General features: G+C 60.5%; 13 protein-coding genes, 1 tRNA gene and 1 pseudogene. 8 read left to right on the forward strand and 7 right to left on the reverse strand.

What is annotated here, in order from left to right; genetic code table 11:
- A pseudogene (locus tag MGN01_RS23945) lies at positions 1–655 on the forward strand (integrase); the annotation flags it as partial.
- 539 nt (positions 656–1,194) lie between these two features.
- Here MGN01_RS23945 and MGN01_RS19005 read toward each other — a convergent pair.
- A tRNA-Gly gene (locus MGN01_RS19005) sits at positions 1,195–1,269 on the reverse strand.
- 281 nt (positions 1,270–1,550) lie between these two features.
- Positions 1,551–2,339, reverse strand: a complete 789-nt coding sequence (locus tag MGN01_RS19010; RefSeq protein ID WP_170246064.1) for a restriction endonuclease — start codon at positions 2,337–2,339, stop codon at positions 1,551–1,553.
- A 141-nt stretch (positions 2,340–2,480) separates the two neighbouring features.
- Here MGN01_RS19010 and MGN01_RS23705 point away from each other — a divergent pair, with 141 nt between their 5' ends.
- Positions 2,481–2,939 (forward strand): hypothetical protein, encoded by a 459-nt coding sequence (locus MGN01_RS23705; protein WP_170246065.1) that lies wholly within the window; start codon positions 2,481–2,483, stop codon positions 2,937–2,939.
- On the forward strand, positions 2,939–3,724 hold the full coding sequence (locus MGN01_RS19015) for a hypothetical protein (RefSeq protein ID WP_147048409.1): 786 nt from the start codon (positions 2,939–2,941) through the stop codon (positions 3,722–3,724). Before MGN01_RS23705 ends, MGN01_RS19015 begins: the two co-directional genes overlap by 1 nt.
- A gap of 150 nt (positions 3,725–3,874) precedes the next feature.
- On the opposite strand, the gene MGN01_RS19020 is transcribed toward MGN01_RS19015, so the two are convergent.
- From MGN01_RS19020 to MGN01_RS19030, 3 genes are all read right to left on the reverse strand, one after another.
- A complete protein-coding gene (locus tag MGN01_RS19020; protein WP_147048410.1) occupies positions 3,875–5,581 on the reverse strand; it encodes a UvrD-helicase domain-containing protein in 1,707 nt (568 codons plus the stop codon).
- Between the two features lie 4 nt (positions 5,582–5,585).
- Positions 5,586–7,361, reverse strand: coding sequence for an ATP-dependent nuclease (locus tag MGN01_RS19025; RefSeq protein WP_147048411.1), 1,776 nt, complete (start codon positions 7,359–7,361; stop codon positions 5,586–5,588).
- Positions 7,362–7,531: 170 nt separating this feature from the next.
- Complete coding sequence (locus tag MGN01_RS19030; RefSeq protein ID WP_373319230.1) at positions 7,532–7,726, reverse strand: helix-turn-helix domain-containing protein; 195 nt, start codon at positions 7,724–7,726, stop codon at positions 7,532–7,534.
- 96 nt (positions 7,727–7,822) lie between these two features.
- Between MGN01_RS19030 and MGN01_RS19035 the strand changes: the two genes are divergently transcribed.
- Positions 7,823–8,479 carry a hypothetical protein gene (locus tag MGN01_RS19035; protein ID WP_147048413.1) on the forward strand — a complete coding sequence of 219 codons (657 nt, stop codon included), beginning with the start codon at positions 7,823–7,825 and terminating at the stop codon, positions 8,477–8,479.
- A 405-nt stretch (positions 8,480–8,884) separates the two neighbouring features.
- Here the strand turns inward: MGN01_RS19035 and MGN01_RS19040 are convergent, their stop codons facing one another.
- Positions 8,885–11,167, reverse strand: coding sequence for a DUF5906 domain-containing protein (locus tag MGN01_RS19040; RefSeq protein ID WP_147048414.1), 2,283 nt, complete (start codon positions 11,165–11,167; stop codon positions 8,885–8,887).
- A gap of 60 nt (positions 11,168–11,227) precedes the next feature.
- Positions 11,228–11,527, reverse strand: coding sequence for a helix-turn-helix domain-containing protein (locus tag MGN01_RS19045; protein ID WP_210246085.1), 300 nt, complete (start codon positions 11,525–11,527; stop codon positions 11,228–11,230).
- A 1,988-nt stretch (positions 11,528–13,515) separates the two neighbouring features.
- Between MGN01_RS19045 and MGN01_RS19050 the strand changes: the two genes are divergently transcribed.
- From MGN01_RS19050 to MGN01_RS19065, 4 genes are all read left to right on the forward strand, one after another.
- Positions 13,516–15,687: a type I restriction-modification system subunit M gene (locus tag MGN01_RS19050; RefSeq protein ID WP_147048415.1), complete on the forward strand. Its 2,172-nt coding sequence runs from the start codon at positions 13,516–13,518 to the stop codon at positions 15,685–15,687.
- Positions 15,684–16,961: a restriction endonuclease subunit S domain-containing protein gene (locus MGN01_RS19055; protein ID WP_147048416.1), complete on the forward strand. Its 1,278-nt coding sequence runs from the start codon at positions 15,684–15,686 to the stop codon at positions 16,959–16,961. The genes MGN01_RS19050 and MGN01_RS19055 overlap by 4 nt, the downstream gene beginning before the upstream one ends.
- Entirely contained in the window at positions 16,958–17,569 is a 612-nt protein-coding gene (locus MGN01_RS19060; protein WP_147048417.1) for a hypothetical protein, read from the forward strand. Before MGN01_RS19055 ends, MGN01_RS19060 begins: the two co-directional genes overlap by 4 nt.
- A gap of 179 nt (positions 17,570–17,748) precedes the next feature.
- On the forward strand, positions 17,749–20,646 hold the full coding sequence (locus tag MGN01_RS19065) for a type I restriction endonuclease subunit R (RefSeq protein ID WP_210246086.1): 2,898 nt from the start codon (positions 17,749–17,751) through the stop codon (positions 20,644–20,646).
- Positions 20,647–20,814 lie beyond the last annotated feature (168 nt).

Raw genomic sequence — 20,814 nt, forward strand, 5'->3', positions numbered from 1 at the left:
GGCCGACCCTGCACTAACTTTGAACTCGGACCACCGCATGGGGGCAGGTCACCAACGGCTTCAGGCCGAAGCGTTGGCATTTGCCGCTGGACACGCCCGTAAATCCGATCGCTTCGATGGGACCATCCTCTCGCTCTCGCGGCGTTATCAGACTGGTCCAGCGAGCCCGTTCCAGCGGCTGAAGCACAATAGCCGCCGCAAAGACCTCTACACGCTGAAGCTGATCGAAGCGGCCTTCGGCAACAGGTCGCTCGCCGCCCTAAGGGTAGGGGACTTCTATCGCTGGTACGACAAGGCCAAGGAACCAAAAGCACCCGGAGATCCGGAGCGCCTGCGTCGCGCGTACGGCATCATCAAGAAGCTGCGCGAGCTCTTCGCCTATGGCGTCATGGCCGAATTGCCGGACTGCGCTCGGCTCTATGCGATCCTGCGACATGCGCGCTTCAAGCAGCCTGCTCGTCGACGCATCTCAATGGACCTGTCTCACGTCCAGGCGTTCATCGCGACGGCCTTGCGCCTGGACCGCCTCTCTCTGGCGCTCGGCACCGCCATTCAATTTGAAACTGCCCTGCGACAAAAGGACGTCATCGGCGAATGGGAGCCGATCTCGGCAGGGGAGGGTGGAGGTTCGTTCGTCCTAAGGGGACGCCGATAGACCAATGGCCTTACGTGGCAGGACATCGATCCGAATCTGGTGATCCGAAAAGCGACGACGAAAACCGGAGCCTTCGCGGCTCACGACCTCAAGCTCTGCCCGTTGGTAAGCGAACTCATCGCGCTCATTCCCCCCGAAGCTCGGATCGGACCCGTCATCGTGGATGAGTTGGCCGGACGCCCCTACGCCGAGTCAGCGTATGGGCGTGAATGGCGTGTCGTGGCACGGGCAGCCGGCGTGCCGGATAACGTTTGGAACATGGACGCTAGAGCTGGCGCCATCACTGAAGCCGAGGATGCCGGCGCCGACCTCGACCATATCCGGTCAGCTGCAGCACATTCTCAGACGGCTACAACCCAACGCTACTCGCGAGGTGCGCTCGGGAAATCACGCCACGTCGCCGAGCTTCGGATCGCACACAGGGCTGCGAAGAACGGATCCTGAACGAAACAGGAGGCCGATGGGGAACACCATGGGGAACATGGGGAACACCTAGACCATAATCGAGAGCGAAAAGATCAGTGATACGAGACACTTAGTGGAGCGGGCGATCGGGATCGAACCGACGACATTCAGCTTGGGAAGCTGACGTTCTACCACTGAACTACGCCCGCGAACCTATGCGCTATGAGACGCTTAGGTGCCCTACGTCAACGTTCGTTGCGCGAAGGCGAGGTCGTACGTAGCAGCTTCGTAGCGCCCGCGCCACGGGTGCAGATGCCATCTAAGCGATAAGAGATAGAGATAGGCCTTGGGCACCATGTGGCCGCCCACGCGCCGATCGGATTCGCCTTCGCTGTTCCGGTTTGCGCCACGAGGAGACGTTGAATCTGCTCCACATTCCGGACATTCGGGCATAGAGTTGGAGGGCACTGACGCGCTTGGCCACATAAGCTCAGTCGTCGCGTTCAACTGCGCCCGGTACCTTGTCACGCGTGATCGGATTAAGTGCGCGCAGCACCGCTAGGCCCTCGCGGGCATAGGCTTCGAGGAGCTCCAGGAATTCTTGGTAACCGGTCGCGGCCGCGAGGTCCGCGGGCACCTCGACCTTGAACTCGTCTCGGACCACGCCCCGGAGATCAATCGGCAGCCCTGGTAGTGGCGTTGCCTGGCCAAGTTGGCGCAGGTACGGCGAAAAGGCCGGCAGGATCGCGCCGATGAAGAGGTACTTTCGCCAGACGCGATAGTACGCCTCGCGCTCCGCCTCATCCTCGATCAGGTTCATGCCCGGGATGCCGAACGGCTCGTAATAGGTCTCAATGCTGTCGACAGCGCGCGCGAGTGACCACGTCCGGGCGCCGACCCACTTCTCGAAATGCCGCTGCTGAAACTGCGCGAAGGTGAGGAGTTCGATGTTAGTGTTGTGGGCGGCGAGGAGCGCGCCCGGCTGGAAGCCCACTTTCGAGATGATGTAACCGCGATGCGCGCCCGCCTCGGCCATCACAGTCCGGAAGCTGAAGACCACGTCCTGTGGGACATTGCTCTTCCAATTCTTGCACTCGCAGAGCGTGACCGTCTTGATCCCGTTGACCGTCTCCGTCGCCATCACGTCAACTGCGGCCTCGCCGCCCCGGGGCAGGGCGATGGCGGCCTGGCGCACGGCGTCCATCCCACACTCAGCGAGGATCTGGCGCACCGCCTCTTCCAAGGCCTCCCAGGTCGGCGGTTCGCGTTGGGTGATCACGGGGTCATGGCCTTCCTCGGGGCAAGCCCACGGTGATGCTGAATGGATAGTGTGGCCGACACCTGCGGTCCACCGAACATCTGGGCTGTACGACACCCGAACGCTACAAGGGTCATCCCGGCAACCCGAGATTGACCGCGCTTGGCCGAGATCGACCCGATTGTTGAACCGCTCCTGACTGGGCTGCTGAACAGCCCGATGGCGGACTATGGCCGCGCGGCCACGGTGCGGCTCGAGGAGAACGAAGGATTCCGCGACGAGCGCTTCGACCTTCGCGCAGGCAGGCGGGCTGCGCAGCGCCAGCGTCGCCGGATGCGCGCTGAGCGGCAGATCATGGCAATCGACGCCGTCGTCCAGAACGCGCTGATCCGCGAGCTCGCGCTTACCGATCGCCTTCAGGGTCTGGCCGAACGGCTCAAGATTCGCTCAATCGGCGTCCTTCCGGCCGGCACCGGCGAGGCGACGGCCGAAGCGGTTTCCAGCCCGGGCCCGGTCGATGAGCTCCTCAATCCTGCGCGCGCTACGGCAATCAAGACCTTCCTGGAGGTTTGGGCCGACGCCGTCCGCGAGACGCGCCAGCGGCTGGAGCATGAGCTCTAATGGCCAAGCCCAGTGCCGCCACCCTAGCGAAAACTGCGGCCGAGAAGGCGGCGATGGAAGCTAGGATCAGCAAGGCCGCGGCCGACCTAGCGGTCGCCGCGCCGAGCCTCGCCTCAACGAAGGGTAAGACCTACGAGACCTGGGTCATGTTCGAAATCGCCGCACGGCTCGCGATAAGCCACAAGGTCAAGGCCCGCAATAGCGCAGGCAAGTCGACCACCACCTTCCGGGTGCGCGGCGGGCCCGGGCACATCAAGTCGGCGAGCGAGCCCCCCGGCAAACTACCCTGCCACTTCGAGCTCGGGTCGCCCCAGGCGAGAGAGCCGCTCGAACTTCACAACAGCGTCGAGCACGTCGGCCTCAGCGACGAGACGCACGAGTTCGACGTGTCGGCGATCTCGAAGCGGTACACCTCGGGCCTGCGGAAGTCTGCAAAGGGGGGACCCTACGAGGGCCCGTGTGCCCTCGGCCTGGAATTGAAGGCTTATGACGTTGCGACTACGCTGGACAAGGCGATCGCGCGCGCCTTGCTAGGCACCGTCGTCGACCTCCACCCCGGCGCGGTCGTCAAGAGCGTGAAGATCGAATTCCGCGCCAAGGCTTCCGACACCTATGTCGAACGCTTCGGCTATCCGCGCGCGGCGCTCCTGACGACGGCTTGGATCACGCCCGAGACGCGGAAATTCCTTGAAGCCTACGGGATCGGCTCCCACCCCAATGTCGCGCCAGGGCACAACGAAGGCGATCTTGACGCACTGGCGTCTATGATCAGGCCTTGGCTCTGACGTCTACCTGCGCGCGGCCGCCGGGGATGGAGCCTGCTATGGCAGCGATCTTCTTACCCGACCAATGCTCGTCGACCCGCGCCCACGCTTGCCGATTGTTCGTCACATTGGCTCGGCCGGAACTCGCCTGTCGGGCTGGCAGAGCTTGGATTAGGGAAGTAACGAACAAGGGTCCTGGAGTGGCGTCATTAGAACAACGCTGCGCTTCGCGCGCGTGGCCGCCACATGGAGATTGGATCGGGCGGAGCGCTCGCGGTCGCCGCCTCTCGCTGACAGGTAGCGCTGGTAGACACCCTCGAAGACGATGACCTCGTCGAACTCCTTTCCCTTGGACTTGTGGATCGTCATCACCGTCACCCCGCGATGCGGGCGGGTCGTGGCGGCGAACTGATCCTCGACAACTGCGGCCGCCAGGTGTTCACGGGCGTCGCGATATGCACCGTTTGCGCGCCAGGCCTCGGCGAGTCGTCCCTCGATCTGGGCACCGCGCTGAAGCAGACGTAGATGACGCGCCTCACGAGCGACATGCTGCAGCTCTTCACGCGGGCTGTCCGCAAGGGCAGCGCGGACCAGGCGCCAGTCCGACATCGGATCGCCTGTGAGCACGATCTGCCGAACATTGCCGACGAGATCGCGGACGTCCGTCGGAATGCCTCGGGCTCCATAGCCTGCATCGCCGCGCTGCCGGACTTGGCCGGCCGCCCGCCTCAGGCGTCCCGCCTTAGTCAGTGCTGTCGATCCAGCGGCCTCGGTGCGGCCCACCTCAAAGGAGGCTAGAGCTTCGAGCACCAAGGCGGCCAGCTGATGGGGGTCGTTGTGCGGCTCGAGTAGGAGCGCGATCAAAGCCGATGCCAAAATTGGCCCCTCAGCGGCGACCAGGATCTCGGCCGGGTAGGCGGGCAGTCCGTGGTCAGAGCCACGCATGTAGTCGAAGGCGGCGATCGCAAGGGCGTTGGTGGGGACAAGGATCGCGACGGACCACTCCGGCGAACGGCGATAACGGTTCACAGCCTGCAGCATAGCCTGCTTCAACGGCCGCAGGCTCTGTCCACGGTAGCGGTCAATGGTAACGCCGGAATAGGGCTCAGGCCGGAAAGCGCCATCCAGAATGGCGTCGGCGAACCGGATGATGTCTGTCCCCGCGCTACGGTTGTTCTCGCCGCCAAAATCGAACGGCTCCGGCTGGAACGCAGCGAGGAAATCATCAAACCGACGGGGGTCGGCGCCCTTGAAGTCGTAGATGCGCTGCTTCGGATCGCCGAGGGCGATCAGCCGGCTGCGTTGGCCGAGTGTGAAAATCATCTTCCACTCCTCGGCGTTCGTGTCCTGGAACTCATCGACGATGATCAGCGGGTAGGCGAAAGCATAGGCCTCAGCCAAGACCTCCAACCGGGTGAACAGCTCCACAAGAAGAGTCGGGAAGAGGTCGAAGGCGACGAGGCCCTCTTCGTCGAATAGCTGTCGCTGCCGGGCAAAACGGGCGGCACCGTCGAGGCCGGCCAGCCGGTCCCGCGCCTGGGTCGGCAGGAGCAGCCGAACCCCTGGCTTGGCGCACAGCAAGTAGCCGTGGCTCTTCAGGATGGTCCAGGCGAACCCGTGGTAGGTGCTGATCTCGATCCGCGAGAGCTGATCGGAGCCAATGGTCGCTGTCGCCTGCTCGGCAACGCGGGCGACGGTGGCGCGGGCAAAGCTTAGAAACAGGGCCTTGCCCGCCGCGCCTAGGCGTCCTGCGTCGAAGTCGACGCAGGCCTTGGCCAGTGCGATGGTCGTCTTCCCAGAGCCTGCGCCGCCACGAACGAGCACGTGCCCTGTGGTCGCCAGGAGTCGCCGCTTGTCATCGGTGAGGACAAGGGCCATGCGGTTACTTGAACTGGTCAGGAAGGATCGGAGTCGGCGGGGGTGGCGGTGCAGGTGGCGCCGCCATGGTCTTCAGGGCCGCGAGGATGGTCCGCATGGTTTGCGGCACGTGCGCGGCACCCGTGCATTGCTCAAAGAAGACGGTGATGTAATCCGCGCCCTTCTTATGGAGGAACAGCGCATTGAACGCGGCATCGTGCGTGCCTGCCGGCGGCAGAACGTTGGTCAGGGCAGGCGGCCACTCGCCCTGGCCGTTGAACCAGTCGACAAACCAGGACTGCATGTTAGCGGGGACCTCCGCGTTCAGAAGGTTCTCGAACCCGGCATAGGGCTGCTCAAAGGCTTGGTCGCAGGCGGCCACGATCACCGCCTTGTCGGCGGGAGTCTGCTGGTCGAAGATCGTGGCGGTCATCTTACCGAGACCCCGGAAGAAGCGGGCGAAGTCGGCGACCGCGGTTTGGCTGCCAGCGTCGAAAGGCACCCAGCCGAGGGTGTCAAGCCGGTCGTACGTCTGGGGCTCGAAGCTGGCGGCCCGTCGGGCGGCCGCGCTGTAGGCGACCAATTCGGTCTTACCTTCCACCACCAGGACGCGGCGGGCCAACAAGGCCTCACAGAAACGAGTCCTGAACCCGTCGCGGAAGACCTTGAGCTTTAAGTTGTCCGGCAGGACGACCCGCGCGGCGTTGAGTAAGCCCGTGCCGTCGCGCGTCATCACCGTCATCTGCTCGGGCGCAAATTGCTCGATGACGTACGGCGAGTGCGAAGTGAAAAGCGCTTGAGCCGCCAGGTCGCGCACCTTATCGACCACGCGCTTCTGGACGTGCGGCGGCAACGACAGTTCCGGCTCCTCCATGGCAAAGATAACCCGACCCTGCCGCCGCTGGGCGATCAGACCGAGCATGGCCAGGACCAGAGCGTTGATCGTGCCGGAACCCTGGTGCTGGAATGGCGCGGCATAGCCAGGAACCCCCGTCGCCAGAAAGGACTTCAACACTCGGCGGAGGTCTTCGCGGGTCAGCTCCGAGACCCGAAGGTGCGGAGCGTCGGCCCATTCCCCGGGGACGATCTCGCGCATCGCGTCGCGGATGTCGGTGAGGATCTTGCCGAACTCCGGGTCCTTGGCCCCGACGACATCGAGGTCGCGCAGCCCGTCGAGCAGGCCCTCCCACATGCGCGTGCGCACCTCATAGGTGCGCAAGATCACGTCGAGCAGCGAGCCGCGCTCCATCGAGAGCGCCCGACTTCCCGTGCGCAGGGCGCGCAGGTGAAGGAAGCCAAACTCCCGCTTGTCGCCGGACCGGCATTCAGCCTGCGGCACGCCCTGGTCGTTTCGGGGTACAGCGAACCAGGTTTTGGCGGTGAACTCGTCGGCGTCGGCATCGTAGGCGCCCTCGAAGCGGACGCGGACCGCGGGCTTCGTGCCCGGTGCCGCGGCCGCGACGAGGTCGGCGGCCACGTCCTTACTAGCTGGCCGCCAAAATTCGAGATTGTTGCGGAACTTGGTGCAGAGCTGGTCGTCGAGCTCGGAAATCACGACCTCAACGACGATCTTTTTGCCCGCTTCGCCATCGCGCGCCTGGTAGTCGCCGCCGAAGAAATCGTGCTCGTCGATCGCCTGCGTGCGAGACAAGCGATCTGCGCCGACGGCAAGCTCAATGGCCTCGAGCACCGTCGACTTCCCGGTGTTGTTGTCGCCCAGGAAGACAACCGTGCCATCCAGCTCGATGTCAGCCTGCCGAACGCCTCGGAAATTCGCGATGTGAACGCGGACGATCCGCACGACCCGTCCCCTGAACTAGCTCCACCTTTGCGAGCCTAGCAGGTCTTTCGGCCCCAGGCCGCTAAAGGTTCGCGCCCGCGAGCGGACCTTCCGAACGTCGCCAATGGGTCACTCTCCTCCGAGAAGTCGAAAAACCCCACCACCGGCTCACCCAGAAGCCCCGCGGCAGTTCAATCGTCCCGGCTGACGATCTGTTCGATGTCGCTGCCTAGCGCCTCGGCGATGCGCTGGAGCACCACGATTGTCGGGTTGCGGCGCCCTCGCTCGACGCCACTTAAATACGTCGGATGGACACCCGCGCGGTGAGCCAGCTCCTCCTGGGAGTAGCCACGCTCGCGGCGAAGCGCCTGCACATTCAGGCCCACCCTTTTTCGCACGTCCATCGTCGGACGACAGGGGGTCGACCCGACGCCGACCACAGACTATGAGTCAAGTCGCTTGCCTCATGCCTGTGCGGGGTCGTGTTCAACAGTTTTGCCGATTTCGGCCTCGACGGCCTGGAGGCACTTCGGGCTGTCATAGCGGCCACGCCATATCGCACGATCGATCAGGCGGTGGCCTCGTTGGTGGTCTTTAGCCACCCAGACACTGTTCGACAGACCGGCTGTCGCCCCTTCGTCAAAACCGTGAGGGATGCCGCGCGCCGCGGTCAGATCGAGGAGCGGGGAGGGGTCCTCGTTGGTCTCGACGATAACAAGAGCCCGACTGACGCCTTCTTGTGGTGCAATGCTCTGCGACGGCCACGGGAGGCGCAGTTCAATCACGTATACGCCGACAGTGCCGACCCGGAGAGTTATACCTCTTTGGCCAACTTGTGCGTTACGCCTTCGTTTATCGCTAAACTGACCGACACAGACCCGTACGTTCGTAGCCTACTAAGGTATCGCACCTTCGACCTCTACGGCTGGGTTCCTGCGGGCTTGGCCGAGCCGGAGCGGCCTCCCAAGTACGACCGGCTGGTTTGGGCGCCGCCGCTGCCGCCGGTGGCTGACGTTGAAGCAGTGAGCCGCGCGCGGATGAGTCGAAAACCTCGGGACCGCACTGTGCAGATTGTGCGGCGGATCGGCTGGGTCTTCGGGGATTTCGAGGCGACGGTCGTACCATATGGGAAGGTATGAGCTCAGGCTTAAGGCCGGGAGATGACATCGGCTCCTATGTCTCGGAACTTCGTAGGAAGCATCCGGGCTCGCCTAGATCGTGCAGCACATTGCAAGCCCGGAAATGCCCTGCCCACCCTATTTGATCTATGGATGCAAGCGCCACCTGTTCTTTTCCGCCGTAGAGTGGAAGGGAATGGTCGTCATCCAGGCAAAAATTAGGGAGGCAGGTCAGCTTGCGTTTTTGAACTAAAGGCCTCAAGACTAAGAGCCTAATTAGGACTAAGTACGCATTGAAATAATTGATAACAACTGTCGCGCAAATAATAAAGCGCGGCAATGCGAGCATCTCATCACCGCGCTAACGAAGCCCCATTAGCTTTCCCGGAACAACCTATACGTACTTAGCTTGTTAGTCCTCAAGCCTCAGAGCAGGATTTCCGCATCGCCGGGTTTAGACTTTCCATCGAGGTCTCTGAGAGACCTGATGTACTGCTCGATGAGAGCTTGGGGGGACATGCTCCGATAACGATCGATGTTGCGGACCGCCCATAACGATTTCCGCACCTCAACGCCACTCACCGTCCCCTTCTTCTGACCTAGGTCAACCGCTCCGATCGCCCGCATCGCTCTCGTCAGAGCTGGCCGCGTAATAGTCGTCCCTCGACCATCCGAAAGAATGTCGGAAATGACCCGCCTGACCTCGGCGAGCTCGACAAGATCGTGTTGGAACGGCGCCGCACAATCCGCCACCAGATCCGCCACTAGAACCTCAGCGTCACTCCGGCCAGCATCGATCATACGACGCCTGCCCTCCGTGGCCGGCGGTCTTGCGTCCGGCTTAAAGCCGGTCAGATCTCGAGACAGCAGCCAATCAAGAATGACCCCTAGGTGCTGCGCCTCCCAGGCCCATAAGCGGTCGTAGTAGTCCGGCGCTTCGGGCGCCCTATCACTGATGACGATGAAGTACCTGCGATCCCCGTCTTCGAGCTTTAGCGCATCTTCGTGGTTTGACAGGAAAATGAAGTTAGCACGGTTTTCGATCTCGTATGCAACGAGATACTTCTCGTTGACCCTGACTGTCGGCTGAGTGATCAAGGGCTTGAGCCTGTTCATAATCTCAAGCCGGCCAAGAGCCATGACTTCCTCGACGATAACGAGCTGCTTGGCCTCCATGTATCCATTGTAGTCGGATTTGATGTCTGTCGACTCAACGTTCGATGTGTTATGCGCGCCCAAGATCCTACGCATGACATGGCCGACAAAGCTTTTGCCGGTCCCAGGTGGTCCAATGAGCACGATGGCACTCTTGAGCTTGCTACCTGGATGCTGCGCCATGAATGCCAGCATATTTGCGAGATGCTCAAACTCTTCATCAGTCGGGCAGAGGTAGCGCAGATGCCTTTCGTATGGGGCAGCATCGCCGGCCTGCGGTACCGCGTTGGACGGCCGCCAGAGGTTCAGAACCAGAAGGTCGTCGTCCACCCTTACGATCCGGTCTTCATTGCCAGGTATATACGCGAAGCGCTGCACCTTGCGCAGCCGTATATCTTCGAGCAACCTTAGCGCCATACCTTTAGAACCAGTATGTCGAAACATGTTGTTGAGTTGCGCGCTTCGCAGACGGTAGCCACTACGAAGATCTACGAACTGGTCCGTCTCGACGTTGTAAACCAACCGTTCCAACAACTCTTCAAAGCCCAAATCACGCAGTAAAGCCCTTTGGATTGCTGCAGTCGCCGCAGCATTCCGCAGCAGCTCTCGAAGATCTAATCCTGGTGGCGGATCGTCCGCCATGTCCCACCCACGAGGTAGGTCGGAGGGCAATGAAACAACCTTGAATTCGGCCACGCCGGCCTCCATCAAGATCCGAGCGACCTCCTCGACCGACCTCAATCCGGCGGCGTCGGCGTCGGGGCAATATGTGACGGACCGGCCACGTAGCGGTGTGAAGTCGGCTTTCGAGACCTGACCGACACCGCCAGGCCACGTGACTGCTATGATGTCGGGAAAAAGGTCGGTCGCAGCGTCGGCCGTCTTCTCGCCCTCAACAAGCAAAACGGGAGCATCGGGACGCTGGGTGAGCCTGTCGAGCCCGTAGAGCGGCTTCTTTCGACCGCCGAGCCCCTTCCAACGCCAGCCGGCGATGGCGAAGAAAGAGTGCGGCAGGACCTCCTTCGCGATCTTGCCCTTCGGGCTCGTCTGATCCGCATTCTCAAACCGAGCTACGTAGTTGATTAGTTGGCCGCTGCCGTCGCGGTAGGCCCACTTGGCTGTCAGCACGTACCCCGGTTTGTCATGTCTGGGGTGGGGCAACCCGAGGGGCAAATGAGCGCTAGGCGCGCCCGCCGGGACTGGAACTGTCGCCTCGATATCCGCCCTTCGGGCGGAGAGGCTACCTTGAGGAGGTGGATCGCTATCACCGCTGATTTCTGCGATGATGCGCCGCGCCGCTTCAGCATAAGAGACATTATCTCTGGCCGCGCGGAGACTGATCAGGTCGCCGCCCTTGTGCCTCGGTACATTGAAGTCGGCCCACACTCCGGTCTTCAGATTTACTTTGAGACTCTGCCCCTTCTTTCCGTCTATGCTTCCGATGCAGAACTCGTCCCCGAAAATAACTCCGTCAGGGTACATATGCTGCAGCAATTGCCTCGCGCGATCGAGAGTTTCCTGTCTCAAGCGCTTATGCTCAATTCCTTTTGGCATAGCTTCGCCATCCCCCTCGCGAGGGCCTCTGATTTCTGGATTGTCAGGGTTTGGTTCGGGTCAGATTTTGCTTACGCTTCCCGGCACGCGCAGCCGCGCCACCGCAGCGACGACATCGGCGCGGGCATATCGGACTGAGCGACCGATTTTGGCGTAAGGGATCGATGCGAGCGGGCCGCGACCTGTACTGCGGGCCTTCTCAAGCGAGGTCGCGCAGATCTGCAGAAGCATTGCAGTCTGATCTGTCGTCAGCCACTCTGCGCGCTGAAGACTTAAAGCACTGCTTAGTTCGGTGCGGATCATTGATTGGATGCAGGCAAGGTCTTCGCTCTTTTTTCCAAAGGGGCTGTCGCATGTCACAATTTTTCTCCGTCCGTCTGTGGGCCGTGCTGAGCTGCCGGCTTGACGAGGAGATTGACTTAGATTGGCCTGCCGAATCTCGGCTCAAAAGGGCCACACGATTTGAGGCATCTTATGAGCCGGAAAGCACGACGCGAGCCGGAGTGGGCCGTCGACGAAGAGAAAGAGCTGTTACGCGATGCCGAAATGGCCGATAGGTATAGATTCTACTCAGACGACATAACGGCGGCGCGGCACGATCTTGAAACGTTCTCTTGGACCTTTCACAACAATCCTTTTAAAATTTACGAGAAATCGGCGAATTCTATAAAGGTAATAGCGCGCAAATTAGAATACGAATGTGAATGCCTCGATAAGTTAAACAACAATATGAACAGTTCTTTACTTGCCACCTCAATAGCAGAAATAAGACATATTATACGGAAACTAGATTACCTTCGAAGCAATTTGCCGCGCCGTAGTCATAGCTTGCAGACAATATCCGTTATGTATCTTATGGCGTTTTGGTACCATACTATACGCCTGGAAGGATATGATGGGCCACGAGATGTAGTTAATAGCTTCAACGGTGATCAGCCTAGCCATAAATCTATGAAATTTATCGTTGAAATGTTAAACCGTTGTACTGACCCTCAGACTAAAAACACCAGCAAAAGCACTATCACGCGCTCGGTGAAACTGTTCCAAGTAACGAAACCTCGTCCGGATGAGGTGCATCCATTCGAGGGAGACGCTAGTTTTCTGAACTAAATCAATGAATTTATGTTTGAGATTGAAATTGATTGCTATATGTAAGTTTTAGATATTTTATAATGTTTTGTGAGTATTTTTAAGACTTATCAGTGATAAATAATGCGGCCAATCGGATACCACCGGCGGTGTACATTCGAGTAAAACCTAGATACCCTGATAAGCTGCTGTACTTTACAAGATTAATAATCATATATGTAAAAGTTGGACATTATATTCGCATCCGCTTCATTAAGCTAGCTTTTAGACAGAAATCAGACTTACGGCCGATATCATCGCGGCGTTAAGCTGTCTTGTGTTCATCATGTTTTCAGCGCTGTTGGGTGGACTAATGCCTTGATCGGCCGCAATTTTACGCAAGGTAGGCATGGCGACAGGTTCGCGGACGCCATCCCTACCGACAGCAATCGAGCCGCTCTCATACCGGACAATGCGCCGATATCCGGCAAGAGCGGTTACAGTAATAGCCAGGCCATCAAGAGCAACAAGTTCGGATGTGATCTCCTAACCTTGTAACTTAGGATGATACCAGCAGCTAACTCTCTTAATGCTCTGCTCGGAAAGCTAACGTCTTGAGCGATATTGAAGGGAAATTTTCGAATTAGCCGCAAAAGCTTATCAATTTTTGGCAAATGAAATTGAGATACAATACGGCCTATTGTAGCAATATTGTAGCGTTAGGCTAATTTATATGCTGCCGAACCCCCTCAAACCAACGAGAGACGTTCTTTTGCCTCTCCGGCGAGGGAGGGCGATATCGTTCGCTTTGCGCCTGCCTCGGCCTTCTTACTCGACCAGCAACTGCCGCGGAGCGGACATATGCACTGACAGGATGACGGCTAAGGGTGGGTTTTGCCTGTCGGCTTTCGATCGCAGCTTGGAAAAAGCGGACGTTCGGCGTGGTTCCGCCTGACCCATAGCTGAAGTTGAGAAAGTCCGCTTTCTGTGCAATCAATGGCGCGTCTCGCCTAAAGAGACTGTCTAAACACAGATGTCTGAGGCGTTCAGCCTTTCTGCGACAGCGTTCGACAGCTGCAGGTGAAGCATCACCCAACCGCGCCTGAAAAGCTTGAGCCGCTCAAGCACTCGCGGCTTGGCAGTCATTCCCACGCATCGGGCTCGCCTGTTGCGGCTGCAGCTCCCTCTAGACGGGAGCATGGTTATGCTACTTCAAATGGTGCATGCGGGTGAGCAGGAAAACGATTCGTGCTTGATGCCCGTCGGGTTGGGGGAACGAGTTGCTAACCGAACGCCACCGCGAGATCGCCGGCCAGATCTGGGTAATCGCGAACCGACTACGAGGGCCTTATCGACCACCACAATATCGGCTCGTGATGCTGCCGATGATCGTGCTCCGCCGGCTAGACTGCCTGCTCGCGCCCAGTAAAGACGCGGTAATCAAGGAGCACACACGGCTCAAGGCGGCCGGCACGCCCGCGAGCGCCGTCCCGCGGCTCCTGACCAAGATTGTCGACAAGGAGCGGACCCAGCCGCTTTACAACGTCAGCCCATACACGTTCGAGAAGCTGCTCGCGGACAGCGAGAACATCGCGCCGAACCTCGTCGCCTACATCAACGGGTTTTCCGATACGGCGCGGCGCATCTTCGAGAAATTCAAGTTCAGCGATCAAATCGAGAAGCTGGATTCCAGCAATCGACTTTACGCGATCGTTCAGGCGATGGCCGGCGTGGACCTGCATCCGGACCGGATCGGCAACATCGAGATGGGCTACATCTTCGAACATCTCGTCATGCGCTTCAATGAGCAGGCGAACGAAGAGGCTGGCGATCACTTCACGCCGCGCGAGGTGATCCGGCTGATGACCCACCTCGTCTACACGGGCGAGGAGGACGTCTATAAGCCAGGCGTCTTCCGGGAAATCTATGACCCGGCCTGCGGCACGGGCGGCATGCTGTCGATATCCGAGGAGACGGTTCGCGCCGGCAATGCCCGAGCCAACCTCGCCCTCTACGGCCAGGAGTACAACGACGAGAGCTGGGCAATCTGCTGCTCGGACATGCTGATCAAGGACGAGGAGACCGATCACATCGTCCTCGGTGACACACTTGGCGACGGCAAGACCAGCGACGGCTTCCCGGGCCGCCAGTTCCACTACCTGCTCGCCAACCCGCCGTTCGGTGTGGAGTGGAAGGACCAGCAGAAGGTCGTCGAGAAGGAGGCGAAGGAGCTCGGCTTCTCTGGCCGTTTCGGCGCCGGGCTGCCGGCGATCAATGACGGGTCCTTGCTGTTCCTGCAGCACATGATCTCGAAGATGAAGGACCCGCCGGAGAAGGGCGGCGAAGGCTCCAAGATCGCCATCGTCTTCAACGGCTCGCCCCTGTTCAGCGGTGACGCGGGCTCCGGCCCATCGAACATCCGCCGCTGGATCATCGAGAATGACTGGCTCGACGCCATCGTGGCCCTACCGGACCAGCTCTTCTACAACACCGGCATCTTCACCTACGTTTGGCTCGTCACCAACCGGAAGGCGGCCGAGCGGCGCGGCAAGGTCCAGCTGATCGACGGGACCCGCTTCTTCGCCAAGATGAAGAAGAGCCTCAACAACAAGCGCAACGAGCTGACCGAGGCGCAGATCGCCCGCCTGACGGAGATCTACGGCAACTTCCAGGACGGCGAGCGCGAGACGTTGCTGATCGACGGCAAGCCGGAAAGCCGGGTCGTGAGCCGCATCTTCGAAAACCGCGAGTTCGGGTTCCTCAAGGTGACGGTCGAGCGGCCGTTGCGCCTCAACTTCGAGGCGACGCCGGAACGCATCGCGCGGCTGGACGAGCAATCCGCCTTCGCCGCGCTCGCCACGTCGAAGAAACGCAAGGACGTAAAGGCCGTCGAGGCCGAGGAGGAGGCCGGACGGCAGGCGCAAGATGCGATCCGCGCGATGCTGGGCCGGCTCGCAGGCAAGGGCCGCTACATGGGCCGGGAGGTGTTCGAGGCGGACCTGGAGGCGGCCGCGAAGCGGGCGGGCGTGAAGCTGCCGGCGCCGCTAAAGAAGGCGATCTTCGCCGCGTTGGGGGAGCGCGATCCGAAGGCGGAAATCTGCCGTGACGGCAAGGGGCGGCCCGAGCCCGACGCCGAGCTGCGCGACACCGAGAACGTGCCCTTGCCGCCCGGCACGGCCCTGCCGCTGCCGATCGGATTCGGCCCGGATCAGCTCAACGAGAAGCTGGTGACGGCGATGCGCCCTGCCATTGACGCCTATGTGGCGGCCGAGGTGCTACCGCACGTGCCGGACGCATGGGTCGACTACGCCAAAACGAAGGTCGGCTACGAGATCCCGATCAATCGGCACTTCTACGTCTACAAGCCGCCGCGGCGGCTGTCGGAGATCGAGGCGGACATTCAGGCGCTCGAAGGTGAGATTGCGGGGCTTTTGAAGGGGCTGGTCGGGTGAACGAGCACGACTGGCTGGCCGAGTTTCCCGCTGATTGGAAAGAGCTGCGCGCCGACTTCCTCTGCAATCCATATCGCCTAACCGTGTCACCTGACCTCTACGACGGCGAGATGGTGGCCCATTATTCAATCCCGCAGGTGCAGGAGACGGGCGGACCGTTGGTGCAACCTGCCGAGGATATTGACAGCTCCAAGCTGCTGATCACCAAGCCGACCTTACTTGTCTCCAAGCTAAACCCTCGCAAGCGGACGATTTGCATCGCCGAGCCACAAGAGGAGATGCCGACGCTGGCTTCGGGGGAGTTTGTGCCGATTCAATCGGATCAGTTCCAGCAGCGGTACGGGTATTATCTCTGGGCAAGCGAGAAAGTGACGGACCGCCTCTCGGCCATTGTTCAGTCCGCTACTCGCAGCCACCAGCGCGTAAATCCAGCTGACATTCTAAAACTTCCCTGGAAGTGGCCGCCGCTCGAAACCCAGCAGCGCATCGCTGCCTTCCTCGACAAGAAGACGGCGCAGATTGACGGGCTGATCGAGAAGAAGCGGGCGCTGCTGGAACGGTTGGCGGAGAAGCGCCAGGCGATCATCACCCAGGCCGTAACCAAGGGCCTCAACCCCGCCGCCCCTATGAAGGACAGCGGTATCGACTGGCTCGGCCAAATCCCCGCGCATTGGGAGGTGAAACCACTCAAGCGTATATCGCCGCGCGTAACTGTCGGCATCGTCGTCACGCCGGCTGCATACTATGCCGACGAGGGCGTGCTCGCATTGCGAGGCTTGAACGTCCGCATCATGGGTTTCGACCTGTCTGACACGCGCAACATTACCGAAGACGGTCACGAGCTGAACCGGAAGTCCGAGCTTCGGCAAGGAGATTTGGTCGCGGTCCGTACGGGAGCTCCGGGCACCACGGCAATCATCAGCGAGGACCTCGCAGGCTCCAACTGCATTGACCTCGTCATTATCCGTAAGCCCTTGAATGCCGATCCGCGCTATCTCGGCTGGTTTCTTAACAGCGATGTGGCTGCTACGCAGTACACATTAGGCTCCGAGGGTGCCCTTCAGCAGCACTTCAATGTGGAAACATCTAAGGCAACGCTCGTTTGTCTACCCTCTCCCGACGAGCAACGCGCCATAAGTGCTCATATTGATTCCGAGATCGCCGCGCACGACAGACAATCGGAGCTTGTTGAGAGCAGCGTCAGCCAATTGCTGGAGTACCGCTCCGCCCTCATTACAGCCGCCGTCACCGGCCAAGTTGAGGGGCTACAATGAGCCTCGACGCGGCAACTTATTTCCAGCACCTGAAGGCTTATGTGAACCATCGCTACGTCGTCCACGACGGCGAAGGCGGGCATGTGATACTTACCGAGAAGTACTATCCCGAAGGCGCGACGCGGGCGCGGACCCGACGTATCTCGCTCGGCCTCAACGGGCTGGGCATGGCGTTCAAGCTAGACCACGATCAGGTCGAGTTGCAGCGCAAGAAGGCGAAGCCCGCGTTGTTCCACTTCCTCGACGATAATGCCAAGCCTTGGTCAAAGCGGTGCGACTTCGTTGTTTTTCGCACCGAAGGCCGCAGCTTCGTTGCCGACTGCATTGAATTTAAGAGCAAAAGCCTGACAGCCGAAAAAATCGTGCCGCAACTGCGAGCGGGGGTGTGCTGGTGCCGCAGCCTGAAGCGCACAATAGAGCATTACACCGGCGACGCGAGGCGTATCCGCGTCCGCAAGTTCGTATTTGGCACTAACGATAACCCCGGCGCTTACTTGAACGGTAACGGGCAGCTCAACGCCGACCCTTCGATCCGCTACTTTCACTTCGACGAGGTCAATGGCCGAACACTATCCGACATTGATAATGCTTCGGTCGTGGAGATTTGAACGTGCCTGGCCATACGGAAGCCGATTTCGAGCACGCGATCGAGCACGGCCTGATCACGCGCGACCGGTACCAGAAGCGCGCGCCGGCAGACTTCGACGTGTCTTCCGCGCTGTTCTCCGAGGACGTGATTGCCTTCATCCGCGACAGCCAGCCCGCGCGCTGGGGCCAGCTCGAGGCGATGCTGAAGGATCGCACATCCGCCATGGTGCTCGACAGCCTGGCTAAAGAGCTGGCGAGCAAGGGAGCGCTCGGCGTGCTGCGGCATGGCTTCAAGTGCTATGGCAAGGAGCTCCGGCTCGCCTGGTTCCAGCCGAACTCGGGCATGAACCCGGAGAGCGCGGCGCGCTATGCCACGAACCGGCTGACGATCACGCGGCAGGTTGCCTTCCCTTCGCAGGTGCTAAAGCGCCCGGACGGAAGTCCGCGCACCTGCATCGTCGATGTGGTGCTGAGCCTCAACGGGCTGCCGGTCGTCACTGTGGAGCTCAAGAACCCGCTTACAGGCCAGCGTGCCGCGGATGCCTGCAAGCAGTATCAGATCGACCGCGACGGCCGCGACCTGCTGTTTCGCTTCAAGGAGCGAGCACTGGTGCATTTCGCGGTCGATCCCGATGAAGCTTGGATGACGACCGAGCTGAAGGGTGCGGAGACGCTGTTTCTGCCGTTCAACCGCGGTCACGGCTTCGGGGCCGGAAACCCGCCGGTCGCGGGGAACTGGAAAACGCATTACCTCTGGGATGAGGTCCTACGCGCCGACAGCCTGCTCGATATCCTGCAGCGCTTCATGCACCTCGACGTGAGTGAGCGGACGATCGACACGCCGACGGGCAAGCGCACTGTGCGGCGCGAGGCAATGATCTTCCCGCGCTACCATCAGCTCGATGCGGTGCGAAAGCTCGTCGGCCACGCACGCGCGCACGGGCCTGGGCGCAACTACCTCGTCCAGCACTCGGCGGGGTCGGGCAAGTCGAACAGCATCGCGTGGTTGGCTCACCGGTTGGCGAGCCTGCACGACGGGAACGATGCCAAAGTGTTCGATTCGGTGATCGTCATCACCGACCGCCGCGTGCTCGACCAGCAGTTGCAGAACACGATCTACCAGTTCGAGCACAAGACAGGCGTGGTCGAGAAGATCGACGAGAACACGCAGCAGCTCGCCAAGGCGCTGGCCGGCGGCACGCCGATCATCATCACGACGCTCCAGAAGTTTCCGTTCATCAGCCAGGCGATCCGTACGCTGGAGAAGAAGGGCGAGGGGCTTGCGCTCGACACCGCGGGCAAGCGCTTCGCCGTGATCGTTGATGAGGCCCACAGCTCGCAATCCGGCGAGACGGTCGCGGCGCTCAAGGGCATCCTGAACAAGGACGGCATTGCCGACGCGATCGCCGCGCAGCTCGGCGAAGAAGAGGACGATGCCCTCTCGGAGGAGGCGCGTGCCGCGATCCTGAAAGAGGTGATGAGTCGGGCACGGCAGCCGAACCTCAGCTTCTTCGCCTTCACCGCCACGCCCAAGTTCAAAACCAAGGCGGTATTCGACGAGCCTGGGCCGAGCGGCGCAGCACCCTTCCACGAGTACACGATGCGGCAGGCGATCGAGGAAGGCTTCATCCTCGACGTGTTGCAGAACTACACGACCTACAAACGCTTCTTCGGCCTGGTGAAGCAGGCCGAAGGCGACCGCGAAGTTCCCAAGAAGGCGGCCGCGAAAGCGTTAGGGCAGTTCCTGGAGCTTCACCCCGTAAACGTGGAGCAGGTCGTCCAGGTAGTCATCGAACACTTCCGCCTGAAGGTGATGCACGAGCTGGGCGGGCGAGCGAAGGCAATGGTGGTGACCGCCTCCCGTCTGTCGGCAGTCAAGTACAAGCAGGCCTTCGATCGCTATATCAAGGACAAAGGTTATAGCGGCATTCGCGCTCTCGTCGCCTTTTCCGGCACCGTGGAGGACCCGGACATTCCAGGATCATCCTTCACCGAAGTGAGCATGAACAACGGCCTGCCCGAACGCGAGCTGCCCGAACGCTTCGCGGGCGAGGAGTACCGCATCCTGATCGTGGCCGAGAAGTATCAGACCGGCTTCGATCAACCGCTCCTGCAGACCATGTACGTGGTCAAGAAGCTGGCTGGCGTGCAAGCCGTGCAGACGCTCTCGCGCTTGAACCGTACCGCTGTGGGCAAGACCCGCACCTTCGTCCTCGACTTCCGCAATGAGGAGGAGGATATCTTCAAGGCGTTCAAGCCTTACTACGAGACGACGCCCGTCGGGGAGAACGCCGATCCGCAGAAGCTCAATGAGTTGCACCACAAGCTGCTGCAGGCAGCCATTTTCACGCCTCAGGACGTGACGGACTTCGCGGCGGTCTGGTTCAAAGCGATCCGCGACCCGAGCGGCCAAGACCACAAGCAGATGAACGCGGTTCTCGACCGCTGCGTCGCACGCTTCAAGGAGCGCGACGAGGAAGCGCAGGAAGCGTTCCGCGGCGTACTGACCGCCTACCGCAATCTATACGGCTTTCTGTCGCAAATCCTGCCTTACTTCGACGAGGAGCTGGAACGGCTCTACGCATTCGTGCGGAACTTGGGTCCGAAGCTGCCGCCGCCCGGGGGCGGGGTCCGTTTCACGCTCGACGATGAGGTCGCCCTGAAATTCTTTCGACTGCAGCAGGTAAGTGAGGGGGCGATCGACCTCCAAACCGGTGAGATTGACCCGCTTAAGGGGCCAACCGACGTTGGCACTAGCCGCCAAATGGACACCGAAGTGGCCTTGTCCACCTTGGTCGGGCAACTCAATGAGAGGTTCGGTACTGACTTCACGGAAGCGGACCAGCTGTTCTTCGATCAGGTCCGTGCCACAGCTGAGAACAACGAGCAGGTGATCGAGGCCGCCAAAGCCAATAATGAGGCGAATTTTGCAGCGTACTTCAGCCGCGTATTGGACGATCTATTCATTCAGAGGATGGAGGGCAATGACGAGATTTTTAGCCGAGTGATGAGCGACAAGCAGTTTCGGTCGGCTGCTCAGGAACACCTGGCGCGGGAGGTCTTCGAGCGAATAAGAGGCTACGGGCATCGAGAATAACGACGGTCTGCTGCAGATCGCATTTTGCCAATGCCCGTCCCAGGCGATCCATAATCGGCGGCGTCAGCCACCTTGTCGTGCTCGCGTCCGCTTCAGGACAGCCACCCGGCTTCTGCTTATGGCGCACCTGAGACTTTCATCAGATCTGAGGTGACGTCCGCTTCCGGA

The sequence above is a fragment of the Methylobacterium gnaphalii genome (genome assembly GCF_007992215.1).
GTDB lineage: Bacteria > Pseudomonadota > Alphaproteobacteria > Rhizobiales > Beijerinckiaceae > Methylobacterium > Methylobacterium gnaphalii.